The sequence below is a fragment of the Streptomyces sp. NBC_00873 genome, assembly GCF_045207415.1.
In the GTDB taxonomy this organism is placed as follows: Bacteria; Actinomycetota; Actinomycetes; order Streptomycetales; family Streptomycetaceae; genus Streptomyces.
This window is the reverse complement of record NZ_CP108803.1, coordinates 7,077,754-7,091,770: the sequence shown is the minus strand read 5'-3', so window position 1 is coordinate 7,091,770 and position 14,017 is coordinate 7,077,754. Positions and strand designations below refer to the sequence as shown.

At 67.3% G+C, this 14,017-nt stretch carries 11 protein-coding genes and 2 rRNA genes; 2 read left to right on the top strand and 11 right to left on the bottom strand.

Going from position 1 to position 14,017, the window contains the following annotated elements; genetic code table 11:
- Positions 1-27: 27 nt before the first annotated feature.
- From OH809_RS32760 to OH809_RS32750, 3 genes are read right to left on the bottom strand one after another with little or no spacing between them, the layout of a single operon-like run.
- Complete coding sequence (locus tag OH809_RS32760; RefSeq protein ID WP_406418153.1) at positions 28-933, bottom strand: NAD kinase; 906 nt, start codon at positions 931-933, stop codon at positions 28-30.
- Positions 930-1,745, bottom strand: a complete 816-nt coding sequence (locus OH809_RS32755; RefSeq protein ID WP_406418155.1) for a TlyA family RNA methyltransferase — start codon at positions 1,743-1,745, stop codon at positions 930-932. The genes OH809_RS32760 and OH809_RS32755 overlap by 4 nt, the downstream gene beginning before the upstream one ends.
- Positions 1,746-1,752: 7 nt before the next feature.
- Positions 1,753-2,052, bottom strand: a complete 300-nt coding sequence (locus OH809_RS32750) for a hypothetical protein (protein WP_406418157.1) — start codon at positions 2,050-2,052, stop codon at positions 1,753-1,755.
- A gap of 42 nt (positions 2,053-2,094) precedes the next feature.
- Between OH809_RS32750 and OH809_RS32745 the strand changes: the two genes are divergently transcribed.
- Positions 2,095-2,442 carry an SCP2 sterol-binding domain-containing protein gene (locus tag OH809_RS32745; RefSeq protein ID WP_406418159.1) on the top strand — a complete coding sequence of 116 codons (348 nt, stop codon included), beginning with the start codon at positions 2,095-2,097 and terminating at the stop codon, positions 2,440-2,442.
- Positions 2,443-2,581: 139 nt separating this feature from the next.
- On the opposite strand, the gene OH809_RS32740 is transcribed toward OH809_RS32745, so the two are convergent.
- The 4 genes from OH809_RS32740 to OH809_RS32725 form a co-directional block, all read right to left on the bottom strand.
- Positions 2,582-3,400, bottom strand: a complete 819-nt coding sequence (locus tag OH809_RS32740; protein ID WP_406424843.1) for an ABC transporter ATP-binding protein — start codon at positions 3,398-3,400, stop codon at positions 2,582-2,584.
- A gap of 77 nt (positions 3,401-3,477) precedes the next feature.
- On the bottom strand, positions 3,478-4,539 hold the full coding sequence (locus OH809_RS32735) for a FecCD family ABC transporter permease (protein WP_406424845.1): 1,062 nt from the start codon (positions 4,537-4,539) through the stop codon (positions 3,478-3,480).
- A gap of 5 nt (positions 4,540-4,544) precedes the next feature.
- On the bottom strand, positions 4,545-5,504 hold the full coding sequence (locus tag OH809_RS32730) for a FecCD family ABC transporter permease (RefSeq protein WP_406424847.1): 960 nt from the start codon (positions 5,502-5,504) through the stop codon (positions 4,545-4,547).
- A gap of 265 nt (positions 5,505-5,769) precedes the next feature.
- Complete coding sequence (locus OH809_RS32725) at positions 5,770-6,798, bottom strand: HAD hydrolase-like protein (RefSeq protein ID WP_406418160.1); 1,029 nt, start codon at positions 6,796-6,798, stop codon at positions 5,770-5,772.
- A 72-nt stretch (positions 6,799-6,870) separates the two neighbouring features.
- Between OH809_RS32725 and OH809_RS32720 the strand changes: the two genes are divergently transcribed.
- The gene (locus OH809_RS32720) at positions 6,871-8,148 is read left to right on the top strand and encodes a DUF1015 domain-containing protein (RefSeq protein ID WP_406418162.1); all 1,278 of its coding nucleotides are present in this window, start codon (positions 6,871-6,873) and stop codon (positions 8,146-8,148) included.
- 71 nt (positions 8,149-8,219) lie between these two features.
- On the opposite strand, the gene OH809_RS32715 is transcribed toward OH809_RS32720, so the two are convergent.
- The 4 genes from OH809_RS32715 to OH809_RS32700 all read right to left on the bottom strand — a co-directional run bounded on the left by OH809_RS32715 (position 8,220) and on the right by OH809_RS32700 (position 13,862).
- Positions 8,220-8,942 carry a tetratricopeptide repeat protein gene (locus OH809_RS32715; RefSeq protein WP_406418164.1) on the bottom strand — a complete coding sequence of 241 codons (723 nt, stop codon included), beginning with the start codon at positions 8,940-8,942 and terminating at the stop codon, positions 8,220-8,222.
- Entirely contained in the window at positions 8,942-10,213 is a 1,272-nt protein-coding gene (locus tag OH809_RS32710) for a hypothetical protein (protein WP_406515992.1), read from the bottom strand. The genes OH809_RS32715 and OH809_RS32710 overlap by 1 nt, the downstream gene beginning before the upstream one ends.
- A gap of 301 nt (positions 10,214-10,514) precedes the next feature.
- A 5S ribosomal RNA gene (rrf, locus tag OH809_RS32705) occupies positions 10,515-10,631 on the bottom strand.
- Positions 10,632-10,739: 108 nt separating this feature from the next.
- A 23S ribosomal RNA gene (locus OH809_RS32700) occupies positions 10,740-13,862 on the bottom strand.
- Positions 13,863-14,017 lie beyond the last annotated feature (155 nt).

The window sequence follows — 14,017 nt, the reverse complement described above, 5'->3', positions numbered from 1 at the left end:
GGACCGTGATCTGCGGCACCGACGCGATCAGTGGGGCGCGCCCCGCCACCCCGAGACGGGCAGCGCGAACTTCGCCACCAGCCGGTCCGTGAACGAGGCCTGGTGCAGCCGCGCCAGCCGTACGGGCACGGCCCCGCGCCGCACCTCGACCCGCGCTCCGGCCGGCAGCACCACGGTCCTGCGCCCGTCGCACCACAGCACCCCGTGCGGCGTATGCGGCTGGACCTCGACGGCGAGCACCGAGGCCGGCGACGTCACCAGCGGCTTGGCGAACAGGGCGTGGGCGCTGATCGGGACCATCAGCAGCGCCTCGACCTCCGGCCACACCACCGGCCCGCCCGCCGAGAAGGCGTACGCGGTGGAGCCGGTCGGCGTCGCACAGACGATCCCGTCGCAGCCGAAGCCGGTGACCGGGCGCCCGTCGATCTCCAGGACGACTTCGAGCATCCGCTCGGGCGACACCTTCTGCACGGCCGCTTCGTTCATCGCCCAGTCGGTGTGGACGATGTCGCCGTTGCTGTGCACGAGGACGTCGATCGTCATGCGCTCCTCGACCTGGTACGCCCGGGTGACGACCCGGTCGACCACCTTGTCCAGGTCGTCCCGCTCGGCCTCGGCGAGGAAGCCGACCCGGCCGAGGTTGACGCCGAGCATCGGCACCCCGGAGGCCCGGGAGATCTCGGCGCCGCGCAGCAGCGTCCCGTCCCCGCCGAGGACGATCAGCAGCTCACAGCCGTCCACGGCCGCGGGCGTGGCGTCGTCGACCGTCTCCACGGCCGTCGGGAGCGGCAGGTCGGCGGCCTCCGCGGCAAGGACCCGTACCCCGAGTCCGCTGCGCAGCAGCCCCTGCACCACGAGCTCGGCGCTGCGGATCGCGGCCGGCCGGCCGGTATGTGCCAAAAGAAAGACAGTTCGTGCCGCATTCGTCGTCAACGAGGCCCCTCCGCCACTGCACGGTCGACATCCGCGGGATCCAGTTCAGGCGCTCCGGCCCGCAGCCAGAGAAAATACTCGACATTGCCGGAAGGCCCGGGCAGCGGGCTCGCGGTCACTCCGCGCACTCCGAGTCCCAGCGCCCAGGCCCGGCGCGCCACCTCCCGTACCGCTTCGGCCCGCAGCTCGGGGCTGCGCACCACGCCACCGCTGCCCAGCCGCTCCTTGCCGACCTCGAACTGCGGCTTGACCATCAGGACCAGGTCCGCGTCGGGGGCCGCACAACGCGCCAGGGCAGGCAGGACGAGCCCCAGCGGGATGAACGACAGATCGCCGACCACCAGGTCCACCGCCTCTCCGTCGATCGCCTCCAGCGTCAATTCACGTACGTTGGTACGGTCCTTGACGGTGACGCGTTCATCGGACTGCAGCGACCAGGCGAGCTGCCCGTAGCCCACGTCGACGGCGACGACATGACCGGCTCCGGCCCGCAGCAGTACGTCGGTGAATCCACCGGTCGACGCCCCTGCGTCCAGCGCCCGCCGTCCCTCGACCTCCAGCCCGAGGGGTACGAAGGCGGCGAGGGCGCCCGCGAGCTTGTGCCCGCCGCGCGAGACGTACTCGGGGTCGCTGTCGTCCTTGATGACGACGACCGCGGCGCTGGTCTCGACCTGGGTGGCGGGTTTGGTCGCGGTGTTGCCGCCGACGGTCACCCGCCCTGCGGCGATCAGCTGGCTCGCATGCTCGCGTGAGCGGGCGAGCTTTCGGCGTACCAGCTCGGCGTCGAGGCGGCGACGTGCCACTCCTGCCACGTTCGGTTCAGCTCCTGTTGTTGTACGGGGGCATCGGTGCGGGTACCGGTGCGGGTGCGGGCCGGGCATCCAGCGCGGTCAGCGCATCGCGCAGCCCACTGTGTACATCCTCGTACACCTCGATGTGTCCCTCCGCCGGGAGGTGGTCCGCATCGGTCAGCCGCTCCAGTCCCGCGTCCACCTCGGCGTGTCCGGTGGGGGTGCGCGTGACGCCGAGGGGCGCGGCGGCTGCGGGCTCAGGTGCGGGGCCGGCCGCCTCCGCCGATTCCCCGGGCGCCGTCCCGGGCTCCGGCATCAAGTCGCTCATGCGGAAACGCTACCGCGAAGGCCTGGGGTACCGTCGGTCACGATGGCGACCATGACGGAGTGCCGCAGCGCACTCGACAAACTTTCCGACAACCTCGCGACGGCCGAGGGCGACGTGCGCAGCGCGGCTGCCCTGGACCGCTCGCTGAGCTGTCACATCAAGGACCTCGGGATCACCTTCACCGGCCGTCTCAAGGATGGCCGGATCCAGGTACTCGACACGATCGAGGGCCCGCCGAGCGAGAAGGCCGAGATCCGGCTCGCGATGAACGGCGACGACCTGGTGGCCATGGTGAACGGGAACCTGAACTTCGCAAAGGCCTGGGCCTCGGGCCGAGTCCGGCTGGAAGCAAGCCTCCGAGACCTCATGCGCCTCAGAACACTGCTGTAGTACACCCACCCCACCAGTCCCTGGGGCAACCGACCACACCCACACCATTGAGCCCGTCGCGCTGACCGATCACGCCCGCCGGAATCAAGCCCGTCCGGTGATTGCGGACAAAGCGCGCCGACAGGCAGCGCAACCCCGCTCAGGCCCGCACCGAATCCGCAACGCGAGCGCCCCGCGCGCCCCGCGCAGCCGGCACCACCAACGGCGTCCCCGTCTCCGGATCAGCAATCACCTGACACCGCAGCCCGAACACCCGTTCCACCAGCTCCGCCGTGACCACGTCCCCCGGCGCCCCCTCGGCAATGACCTCGCCCCCGCGCATGGCAATCAGATGCGTGGCGTAGCGCGCGGCGTGGTTCAGGTCGTGGAGCACGGCGACCAGCGTCCGCCCGCGCGTCTCATGCAGCTCCGCGCACAGGTCGAGGACATCGATCTGGTGCTGAATGTCGAGGTACGTCGTCGGCTCGTCGAGCAACAGCAACGGCGTCTCCTGCGCAAGCGCCATCGCGATCCAGACACGCTGCTGCTGACCGCCGGACAATTCGTCGACATAGCGATCGGCCAGCTCGCGGACACCGGTCGACACCATCGATTCCTCGACAATGCGCTCGTCGTCCGGCGACCACTGCCGCAGCAGCCCCTGATGCGGATACCGCCCGCGTGCGACCAGGTCCGCGACGGTGATGCCGTCGGGCGCGATCGAGGACTGCGGCAGCAGGCCCAGGGTCTTCGCGACCTTCTTCGCGGGCATCGCATGGATCGTCTGCCCGTCCAGCAGCACCTGCCCCCGGCTCGGCTTGAGCATCCGGGACAGTGCCCGCAGCAGCGTGGACTTCCCACAGGCATTGGGGCCGACGATCACGGTGAACGAGTTGTCGGGAATCTCGACCGAGAGGTTCTCCGCGATGACCCGCTGGTCGTAGCCGAGGGTCACCGAGTCCGCGGTGAGGCGCTGCATGGTCGTACTCCGGGAGTCGGTGGGATGGGTCATTGATGGGCTCGTCCTTCGGGGCGGATTCACCGTCCGACGGGTTCTCATATCCGCCCAGCCCTGCGCTCGGAGACGAGCAGCCACAGCAGGTAGCAGCCACCCAGCACGCCGGTGACGACACCCACCGGCAGCTGCCGGTCGCCGAAGGCGTCCATCGCGATCCAGTCGGCGACGAGCAGCAGCGCAGCCCCCATGGAGGCGGCAGGCGCCAGATTGGGGCCGGGCGAGCGGGTGAGCCGGCGTGCCAGCTGGGGGGCACTCAGCGAGACGAACGCGATGGGCCCGGCCGCGGCGGTGGCGACGGCGACGAGCAGCACAGCACAGCCCATGAGGACGAGCCGGGTGCGTTCCACCCGTACACCCAGGGCGTACGCGGCGTCGTCACCCATCTCCATCATGCGCAGCGCCCGTCCGTGCCCGAGCACCAGCGGAATGAGCAGCCCGCACACCGCGAGCAGCGGCCAGACCTGCGCCCAGTCCCGCCCGTCGAGCGAACCGGTCATCCACACGACGGCACGGGTCGCGTCGACCAGGTTGGCCTTGGTGATCAGGTACTGCGAGGCGGCGGTGAGCATCGCGGCCGCGCCGATACCGACGAGCACCAGCCGGTAGCCGTGGACCCCTCGTTTCCACGCCAGCAGGTACACCGCGGCGCCGGTGAGCAGCCCGCCGACCACGGCGCCGCCCGCGACCGCGGCGGCCCCGCCCTGGAAGAGGACGATCACCGTCAGCGCACCGACGGTGGCGCCCTGGCCGAAGCCGAGCACGTCGGGGCTGCCGAGCGGGTTGCGGGAGATGGTCTGGAACACGGCGCCGCCGACCCCGAGTGCCGCGCCGACCAGGAGCCCGACGAGGACCCGCGGCAGGCGCAGGTCCGTGACGATGAACTCCTGCTGGAAGGTGCCGTGCCCGAACAGCGTGCTGACAACCTCGCCGGGCGTCATCGCGTAGTCCCCGCTGCCGATGAGCACGATCCCGGCCCCGGCTGCCACGGCGCCAAGGAACACGATCACCACGAACGCCCGGGCGTCCACCCGGAAGGAGAGCCCTCCGCCGGTCCGTACGGCCCGAACCACGCCGGCTCCGCCCTTCGTACGGGTCTTCATGGCCTTCACAGCTGGGCCATCCTCTTGCGGCGTACGAGATGGATGAAGACGGGACCACCGAGCAGCGCGGTGACGATGCCGACCTGCAGCTCGGACGGTCGGGCGATCACCCGCCCCACCACGTCCGCGCCGAGCAGCAGCACCGGCGCGAGCACGGCCGCGTACGGCAGGATCCACCGCATGTCGGGGCCGGTGATCGCGCGCACCAGGTGCGGGATCATCAGCCCGATGAAGACGATCGGCCCGCAGGCGGCGGTCGCGGCCCCGCACAGCAGAGTGACGGCGAGCATCGCGAGGACGCGGGTGCGGGTCGGATGGGCGCCGAGCGCCCTGGCGGTGTCGTCGCCCATCTCCAGGGCGTTCAGCGGCCGGGCGATGAGCAGTGCGAGGACGACACCGACCGCGATGAACGGCCACACCTTGCCGACGGTCTCCATGTTCGCCGAGGCCAGCGACCCGACCGTCCAGAACCGCAGCCGGTCGAGCGCCGCCGCGTCCAGCAGCTGTACGGCGTTGACATAGCCGAACAGCGCGGCGCCGGCCGCGGTCCCGGCGAGGGCGAGGCGTACAGGCGTCGCGGACCGGCTGCCACCGAGCAGGTACACCGCGACCGACACGACCGCGGCGCCGAGGAGCGCGAACCACACATACCCGGTCAGCGAGGTGACACCGAAGAAGCTGATCGCGGACACGACAGCTGCCGAGGCTCCTGCGTTGACCCCGAGCAGTCCGGGTTCTGCCAGTGGGTTACGGGTCAGGGCCTGCATCACCGCGCCGGCGAGGCCGAGTGCGGTGCCGACGATCAGCCCGAGCACGGTCCGCGGGATGCGCACCTCCCGTACGAGGACATCGCCGTGGGTCCCCGAGGCGTGGAACAGACCGTGCCAGACATCGGCGAGGGGCAGCGCCTTGGCACCGATCGCGATACTCGCGAGGCATACCAGCACCAGCGCGACCACAGCGATCAACAGCCCTACGGCACGGATCGCATGGCGCCCGGGGGACGCGGATGTCACCGGCGCGGCCCTGGGGCCTGCGCTCGATTCCGGCGGACTCTCAACCAACACGAGGTTAGGTTAGCCTAACCTATTGAGTTGTCGAGCCGCCCGGCTCCCCGTACCCAACGGAACGCCACATACGCCCGATTCATCCCACAAGGATCTGTCGCCCCCGCCGAATTCCAGGACGCCTCCGCCCAGTTGCCCACGCCCCGCCCGCAGCACCCTCCGGCTACAGCCCGAGCCTGGCCACCGCCTTCCCCGCATCAAGCCGACACGTGCCCTCACCGGCATACGACCAGGCAGCCCCGCACAGCGCCCGCAGCCCGTCGAGCACGTCCCCGTCGCCCTCCAGCGCCAGCTCGTCGCCGCGCACCGCGGCCGTCCAGCCGCCGCAGCCGAACCCACCGCCGTTCTCCGTCACCTCGGGCTGTCCGGTGAGCAGTCCCCGCAGATCCGCATCCACATACGTCGGCCGGTGCTTCGGCTCTGCCGCCACCAGCTGCGCCGCGTCCGTCACCCCGGTGAGCACCAGCAGTGAGTCCACTCCACCGTTGAACGCACCCTCGATGTCCGTGTCCAGCCGGTCCCCGACCACCAGCGGCCGCTCCGCCCCGGTCCGCAGCACGGTCTCACGGTGCATCGGCGGCAGCGGCTTCCCGGCGACCTGCGGCTCGGCACCGGTGGCGAGCCGTACGACCTCGACCGCCGCACCATTGCCCGGCGCGATCCCCCGGGCGCTCGGAATCGTCAGATCGGTGTTGGACGCGAACCACGGCACCCCACGGTTGATCGCGTACGCAGCCTCCGCGAACCGTCCCCACGCCATGTCGGGACCGCCGTACCCCTGCGCCACCGCCACCGGCTCGTCGTCCGCCGACTCCACCGGCACCAGCCCGCGCTCCACCAGCGCGACCTTCAGCCCCTCGCCCCCGACCACAAGCACCCGGGCCCCGGCCGGCAGCTGATCGGCCATCAGCCGCGCCACCGCCTGCGCCGAGGTGATCACGTCGGCGGGCTCGGCCGGCACCCCGAGCTCGGTCAGATGGTCCGCCACGGCAGCCGGCGTACGCAGCGCATTGTTGGTCACGTACGCAAGATGCATTCCACCGTCCCGCGCGGCGCCCAGCGAATCGACGGCATGCACGATCGCGTGACCGCCCGCGTACACCACCCCGTCAAGATCCAGCAGAGCCGTGTCGTACGCCTCGCTCAGCGCAATGCTGATCCCGCTCGGCCGGGTCCTGCTCGCCTGACTCATATCTTTTCGCTCCTCATTGCATGCTTCTTCCCCGATCATCGCGCATCGCCACAACGCACATACGATGCAGAAATGAAGACATCAGGTCCGACCGGCCAGGGACTGCGCCTGATCCCGTTCCGCGGTCTTCGCTACGTCCCCGAGCGGGTCGGCAGTCTCGCCGCGGTGACCTCACCGCCGTACGACGTCGTCGTGCGCCCCGACGGGCTGCACCACCTGGAATCGGCGGACCCGCACAACATCGTCCGGTTGATCCTGCCGCAGGCCGACACGCCCGCCGCCCGCCAGGAGCAGGCCGCCGAGACTCTGAACCGCTGGCTCGACGAGGGCATACTGGTCCCCGAGAGCGAGCCCGCGCTCTACGTCTACGAGCAGCGCAGCGGCGAGATCCTGCAGCGCGGCATCGTGGGAGCACTGGCGCTCTCCTCCCCCGCCGACGGCATCGTCCTGCCGCACGAGGACGTCATGGCCCATGTCGTCGAGGATCGCGCCAACCTGATGCGCACCACATCCGCCCACCTGGAACCGCTCCTGCTCACCTACCGCAGCGAGGGCGACCAGACCGGCGTGACCGCTGTGATCGAGCGCACCATCCACCGGCCGCCGCTGCTCGCGACGACCACCGAGGACGGCTACCGGCACCAGCTCTGGGCGGTCACCGACCCGGCCGACCGGTCCGAGATCGAGACCGACCTCGCCCGCCACCAGGCGCTCATCGCCGACGGCCACCACCGCTGGGCCACCTACCTCCGGCTGCAGCAGGAACACACCGAGCCGGGCCCCTGGGACTTCGGCCTGGTCCTCCTCGTCGACACGGCCCGCTACCCGCTCCGGGTCCGCGCCATCCACCGGCTGCTGCACCGCCTCCCCGTCGCCGACGCACTGGGTGCGTTGAACGGCACCTTCCGAGTCCGCGACATCGAGGAACCACTCCCCGTTGCCCTCGACGCCCTCGCCGAGGCGGCCGCCGAGGGCAACGCCTTCCTGCTGGCGGGCGACGGCCGCTTCCATCTCGTCGACCGCCCGGACGAGGCACTGCTGGCCCGCACAATCCCGGCCGACCGCCCACTCGCCTGGCGCACTCTCGATGCGACGGTCCTGCACTCGACGCTTCTCGACCATGTGTGGCAGATCCCCGACAGCCCAGAACGCATCGCGTACATACACGACACCGAGGCAGCCGTGGAACAGGCCGAGCGCCGCAACGCCACCGCGGTCCTGATGCATCCGGTACGCGAAGAAGTCGTCCGGGACCTGGCCCGACAGGGAGTCACCATGCCCCGCAAGTCGACATCGTTCGGCCCCAAGCCGGCCACGGGCCTGGTCCTGCGCAGCCTCGCCCTCGACTGACCGTGGGCACGGACGCCGGACACAAAAAAAGAGGGCGGCATCCCTTCCGGGATGCCGCCCTCTCTCAGGTCTTACGCCTTCGTCGACCCGTCCTCATCCGCATCGTCGACATCGCCATCGACATCGACATCAGCGTCGGTGCCGGCTTCGGCCTCGACCGTCTCGTCGTCGCTCTCACCGAGAGCGTCGACGAACTCGACACCGTCCAGCTCGGCGAGCCGGTCGGACGCGTCGGTGGCACCGTCCTTGTCTGCCTCCAGGGCCTTCGCGAACCACTCACGCGCCTCGTCCTCGCGCCCCGCGGCCAGCAGCGCATCGGCGTACGCATAGCGCAGTCGCGGCGTCCACGGGTGCACGGCGCTCGATGCGAGCTCGGAGCTCTGCAGGGTGACGATGGCGGCATCGATCTGCCCCATGTCCCTGCGCGCCCCGGCAGCCACCAGACGCATCTCGACCTGCCCGGCCTTGTCCAGCTTCTGCACCTCGGGCTCGCCGGCCATGGCCATCGCCCGCTCGGGCCGCCCGAGTCCACGCTCGCAGTCGGCCATGACGGGCCACAGCTCCACGGAACCGGTCATCCGCTTCGCCGCCCGGAACTCGGCCAGCGCCTCCGAGTACTTCTGCGTCGCGTACGCGGCGAAGCCGGCCGCCTCCCGCACAGCAGCCACCCGCGAAGCCAGCCGCAGCGCGATACGCGAGTACGCGTAAGCCTGCTCGGGGTCCTCGTCGATGAGCCGGGCGACCATGACGAGGTTGCGGGCAACATCCTCGGCCAGGGTCTTCGGCAGGCTCATCAGCTCCTGCCGCACATCCTTGTCGATCTCGTCACCGGTGACGTCGTCAGGAATGGGAAGCCTCTTGATCGGCTCACGGTCCCGGTCGTCCCGGCGGTCGTAGCCACCACGGTCGTCGCGCCCCCGGTAGCCACCGCGCTCGCGGTCGTCCCGCTGTCCGCGGTATCCACCGCCGCCACGGCTGTCGTCACGGCGGAAGCCGACGCTGCGGCTGTCGTCGTCGCGACGGGGCCCACGCGGCCGGTCCTCACGACGCTCGAAGCCACCACCGGGACGCCCACCGCGGTCGTCATCACGACGCGGCCCGCGGTACCCACCACGATCGTCCTCACGCCGCGGCGCACGGTCGTCGCGGGGGAACCTGCCGGCGCCGCCACCGCCACGACTGTCATCCCGACGGAAGCCACCGGCACGGTCGTCGCGACGGAAGCCACCCCGGTCGCCGCCGCTCGTGGGCCGACTGTCATCCCGGCGGAACCCACCACCGGAGCCACCGCGGCTGTCGTCGCGACGGGGCCCACGCGGCCGGTCCTCACGACGCTCGAAACCACCACCGGGACGCCCACCGCGGTCGTCATCACGACGCGGCCCGCGGTACCCACCACGATCGTCCTCACGCCGCGGCGCACGATCATCGCGACGGAACCCACCACCGGAACCGCCACCGCGGCTGTCGTCACGACGGAACCCACCCCGGTCGCCGCCGCTCGTGGGCCGACTGTCATCCCGGCGGAACCCACCACCGGAGCCACCGCGGCTGTCGTCGCGACGGGGCCCACGCGGCCGGTCCTCACGACGCTCGAAACCACCACCGGGACGCCCACCGCGGTCGTCATCACGACGCGGCCCGCGGTACCCACCACGGTCGTCCTCACGTCGCGGCGCACGATCATCGCGACGGAACCCACCACCGGAGCCACCGCCACGGCTGTCGTCACGACGGAACCCACCACCGGAACCGCCACCACGGCTGTCGTCACGACGGAACCCACCACCGGAACCGCCACCACGGCTGTCGTCACGACGGAACCCACCACCGGAACCGCCACCGCGGCTGTCGTCACGACGGAACCCACCACCGGAACCGCCACCGCGGCTGTCGTCACGACGGAACCCACCACCGGAACCGCCACCGCGGCTGTCGTCACGACGGAACCCACCACCGGAACCGCCACCGCGGCTGTCGTCACGACGGAACCCACCACCGGAACCGCCACCGCGGCTGTCGTCACGACGGGGCCCGCGGTCGCTGTCGTCGCGACGGAAGCCACCCCGGTCGCCGCCGCTCGTGGGCCGACTATCATCGCGACGGAAGCCACCACGGTCGTTGTCCCGACGCGGGCCGCCGGACCGGTCGTCACGACCACCCCGGAAGCCGCCCCGGTCACCACCGTCCCTGCGACGCGGCTCGCGCTCCGAACGATCGTCGGGAGAGTTGGTGGACATGGGTGGAACTCCTGTCTTCGGGTACTACAGACATTCTCGCGCAGCCGGACACCCGACGCGCTTCGGCAAAACAAAAGGACCCCTGGTCCCAGCGTGAACGCTGGGACCAGGGGTCCTTGAAAGATTGTTCGGCGGCGTCCTACTCTCCCACAGGGTCCCCCCTGCAGTACCATCGGCGCTGAAAGGCTTAGCTTCCGGGTTCGGAATGTAACCGGGCGTTTCCCTAACGCAATGACCACCGAAACCCTATCGGGTTCTAGCGAACAAGCACACTTTTTAATTAATGAGTGAAGCTGTTCAACCGGTGCGACTGTTCGCAACCCGGGAACAACACAGTGGACGCGAGCAACTGAGGACAAGCCCTCGGCCTATTAGTACCAGTCAGCTCCACCCGTTACCGGGCTTCCACATCTGGCCTATCAACCCAGTCGTCTACTGGGAGCCTTAACCCCTCAAAGGGGGTGGGAATACTCATCTCGAAGCAGGCTTCCCGCTTAGATGCTTTCAGCGGTTATCCTTTCCGAACGTAGCCAACCAGCCATGCCCTTGGCAGGACAACTGGCACACCAGAGGTTCGTCCGTCCCGGTCCTCTCGTACTAGGGACAGCCCTTCTCAATATTCCTACGCGCGCAGCGGATAGGGACCGAACTGTCTCACGACGTTCTAAACCCAGCTCGCGTACCGCTTTAATGGGCGAACAGCCCAACCCTTGGGACCGACTCCAGCCCCAGGATGCGACGAGCCGACATCGAGGTGCCAAACCATCCCGTCGATATGGACTCTTGGGGAAGATCAGCCTGTTATCCCCGGGGTACCTTTTATCCGTTGAGCGACAGCGCTTCCACAAGCCACTGCCGGATCACTAGTCCCGACTTTCGTCCCTGCTCGACCCGTCGGTCTCACAGTCAAGCTCCCTTGTGCACTTACACTCAACACCTGATTGCCAACCAGGCTGAGGGAACCTTTGGGCGCCTCCGTTACTCTTTAGGAGGCAACCGCCCCAGTTAAACTACCCATCAGACACTGTCCCTGATCCGGATCACGGACCCAGGTTAGACATCCAGCACGACCAGAGTGGTATTTCAACGGCGACTCCACAACCACTGGCGTGGCTGCTTCAAAGTCTCCCACCTATCCTACACAAGCCGAACCGAACACCAATATCAAACTGTAGTAAAGGTCCCGGGGTCTTTCCGTCCTGCTGCGCGAAACGAGCATCTTTACTCGTAGTGCAATTTCACCGGGCCTATGGTTGAGACAGTCGAGAAGTCGTTACGCCATTCGTGCAGGTCGGAACTTACCCGACAAGGAATTTCGCTACCTTAGGATGGTTATAGTTACCACCGCCGTTTACTGGCGCTTAAGTTCTCAGCTTCGCCGACCCGAAAGTCAGCTAACCGGTCCCCTTAACGTTCCAGCACCGGGCAGGCGTCAGTCCGTATACATCGCCTTACGGCTTCGCACGGACCTGTGTTTTTAGTAAACAGTCGCTTCTCGCTGGTCTCTGCGGCCACCCCCAGCTCATGGAGTAAATCCAATCACCAGTGATGGCCCCCCTTCTCCCGAAGTTACGGGGGCATTTTGCCGAGTTCCTTAACCATAGTTCACCCGAACGCCTCGGTATTCTCTACCTGACCACCTGAGTCGGTTTAGGGTACGGGCCGCCATGAAACTCGCTAGAGGCTTTTCTCGACAGCATAGGATCATCCACTTCGCCACAATCGGCTCGGCATCAGGTCTCAGGCTCATGTGTGACGGATTTGCCTATCACACGCCCTACACCCTTACCCCGGGACTACCACCGCCCGGGCTGGACTACCTTCCTGCGTCACCCCATCGCTTACCTAGTACAAGTCTGGTTCGTCGGCTCCACCACTACCCTCAACTCCGAAGAGATCGGGCCGGCTTCACGGACTTAGCATCGCCTGATTCAGTATTGGGCGTTTCAAAGCGGGTACCGGAATATCAACCGGTTGTCCATCGACTACGCCTGTCGGCCTCGCCTTAGGTCCCGACTTACCCTGGGCAGATCAGCTTGACCCAGGAACCCTTAGTCAATCGGCGCACACGTTTCTCACGTGTGTATCGCTACTCATGCCTGCATTCTCACTCGTGAACCGTCCACAACTCGCTTCCGCGGCTGCTTCACCCGGCACACGACGCTCCCCTACCCATCCCAGCAGGCGTTGGCCCTATACGCTGGAATGACACGACTTCGGCGGTACGCTTGAGCCCCGCTACATTGTCGGCGCGGAATCACTTGACCAGTGAGCTATTACGCACTCTTTCAAGGGTGGCTGCTTCTAAGCCAACCTCCTGGTTGTCTCTGCGACTCCACATCCTTTCCCACTTAGCGTACGCTTAGGGGCCTTAGTCGATGCTCTGGGCTGTTTCCCTCTCGACCATGGAGCTTATCCCCCACAGTCTCACTGCCGTGCTCTCACTTACCGGCATTCGGAGTTTGGCTAAGGTCAGTAACCCGGTAGGGCCCATCGCCTATCCAGTGCTCTACCTCCGGCAAGAAACACACGACGCTGCACCTAAATGCATTTCGGGGAGAACCAGCTATCACGGAGTTTGATTGGCCTTTCACCCCTAACCACAGGTCATCCCCCAGGTTTTCAACCCTGGTGGGTTCGGTCCTCCACGAAGTCTTACCTCCGCTTCAACCTGCCCATGGCTAGATCACTCCGCTTCGGGTCTTGAGCGTGCTACTAAAACGCCCTATTCGGACTCGCTTTCGCTACGGCTTCCCCACACGGGTTAACCTCGCAACACACCGCAAACTCGCAGGCTCATTCTTCAAAAGGCACGCAGTCACGACATGCAAGCAAGCTTGCATGCGACGCTCCCACGGCTTGTAGGCACACGGTTTCAGGTACTATTTCACTCCGCTCCCGCGGTACTTTTCACCATTCCCTCACGGTACTATCCGCTATCGGTCACCAGGGAATATTTAGGCTTAGCGGGTGGTCCCGCCAGATTCACACGGGATTTCTCGGGCCCCGTGCTACTTGGGTGTCTCTTAAACGAGCCGTCAATGTTTCAGCTACGGGGGTCTTACCCTCTACGCCGGACCTTTCGCATGTCCTTCGCCTACATCAACGGTTTCTGACTCGTCTCACGGCCGGCAGACCGTGAAAAAGAGATCCCACAACCCCGCATGCGCAACCCCTGCCGGGTATCACACGCATACGGTTTGGCCTCATCCAGTTTCGCTCGCCACTACTCCCGGAATCACGGTTGTTTTCTCTTCCTGAGGGTACTGAGATGTTTCACTTCCCCTCGTTCCCTCCACACTGCCTATGTGTTCAGCAGCGGGTGACAGCCCATGACGACTGCCGGGTTTCCCCATTCGGACACCCCCGGATCAAAGCTCGGTTGACAGCTCCCCGGGGCCTATCGTGGCCTCCCACGTCCTTCATCGGTTCCTGGTGCCAAGGCATCCACCGTGCGCCCTTAAAAACTTGGCCACAGATGCTCGCGTCCACTGTGAAGTTCTCAAGCAACGACCAGTCACCCATCAGCTCACCTTTGCAGGCGAGTTCACTGGGGCCGGCGTTCGAAGGCAGCCTTACGGCCATACCTTCAGACACCCAACAGCGCGCCCAGTACCCGGAATTCAATC

What these genes read in the sequence shown, in the direction of transcription:
- OH809_RS32750 (WP_406418157.1), bottom strand. Translation starts at nt 2,052, where the DNA reads ATGAGCGACTTGATGCCGGAGCCCGGGACGGCGCCCGGGGAATCGGCG.
- OH809_RS32745 (WP_406418159.1), top strand. Translation starts at nt 2,095, where the DNA reads ATGGCGACCATGACGGAGTGCCGCAGCGCACTCGACAAACTTTCCGAC.
- OH809_RS32740 (WP_406424843.1), bottom strand. Translation starts at nt 3,400, where the DNA reads ATGCAGCGCCTCACCGCGGACTCGGTGACCCTCGGCTACGACCAGCGG.
- OH809_RS32735 (WP_406424845.1), bottom strand. Translation starts at nt 4,539, where the DNA reads ATGAAGACCCGTACGAAGGGCGGAGCCGGCGTGGTTCGGGCCGTACGG.
- OH809_RS32725 (WP_406418160.1), bottom strand. Translation starts at nt 6,798, where the DNA reads ATGAGTCAGGCGAGCAGGACCCGGCCGAGCGGGATCAGCATTGCGCTG.
- OH809_RS32720 (WP_406418162.1), top strand. Translation starts at nt 6,871, where the DNA reads ATGAAGACATCAGGTCCGACCGGCCAGGGACTGCGCCTGATCCCGTTC.
- OH809_RS32715 (WP_406418164.1), bottom strand. Translation starts at nt 8,942, where the DNA reads ATGAGCCTGCCGAAGACCCTGGCCGAGGATGTTGCCCGCAACCTCGTC.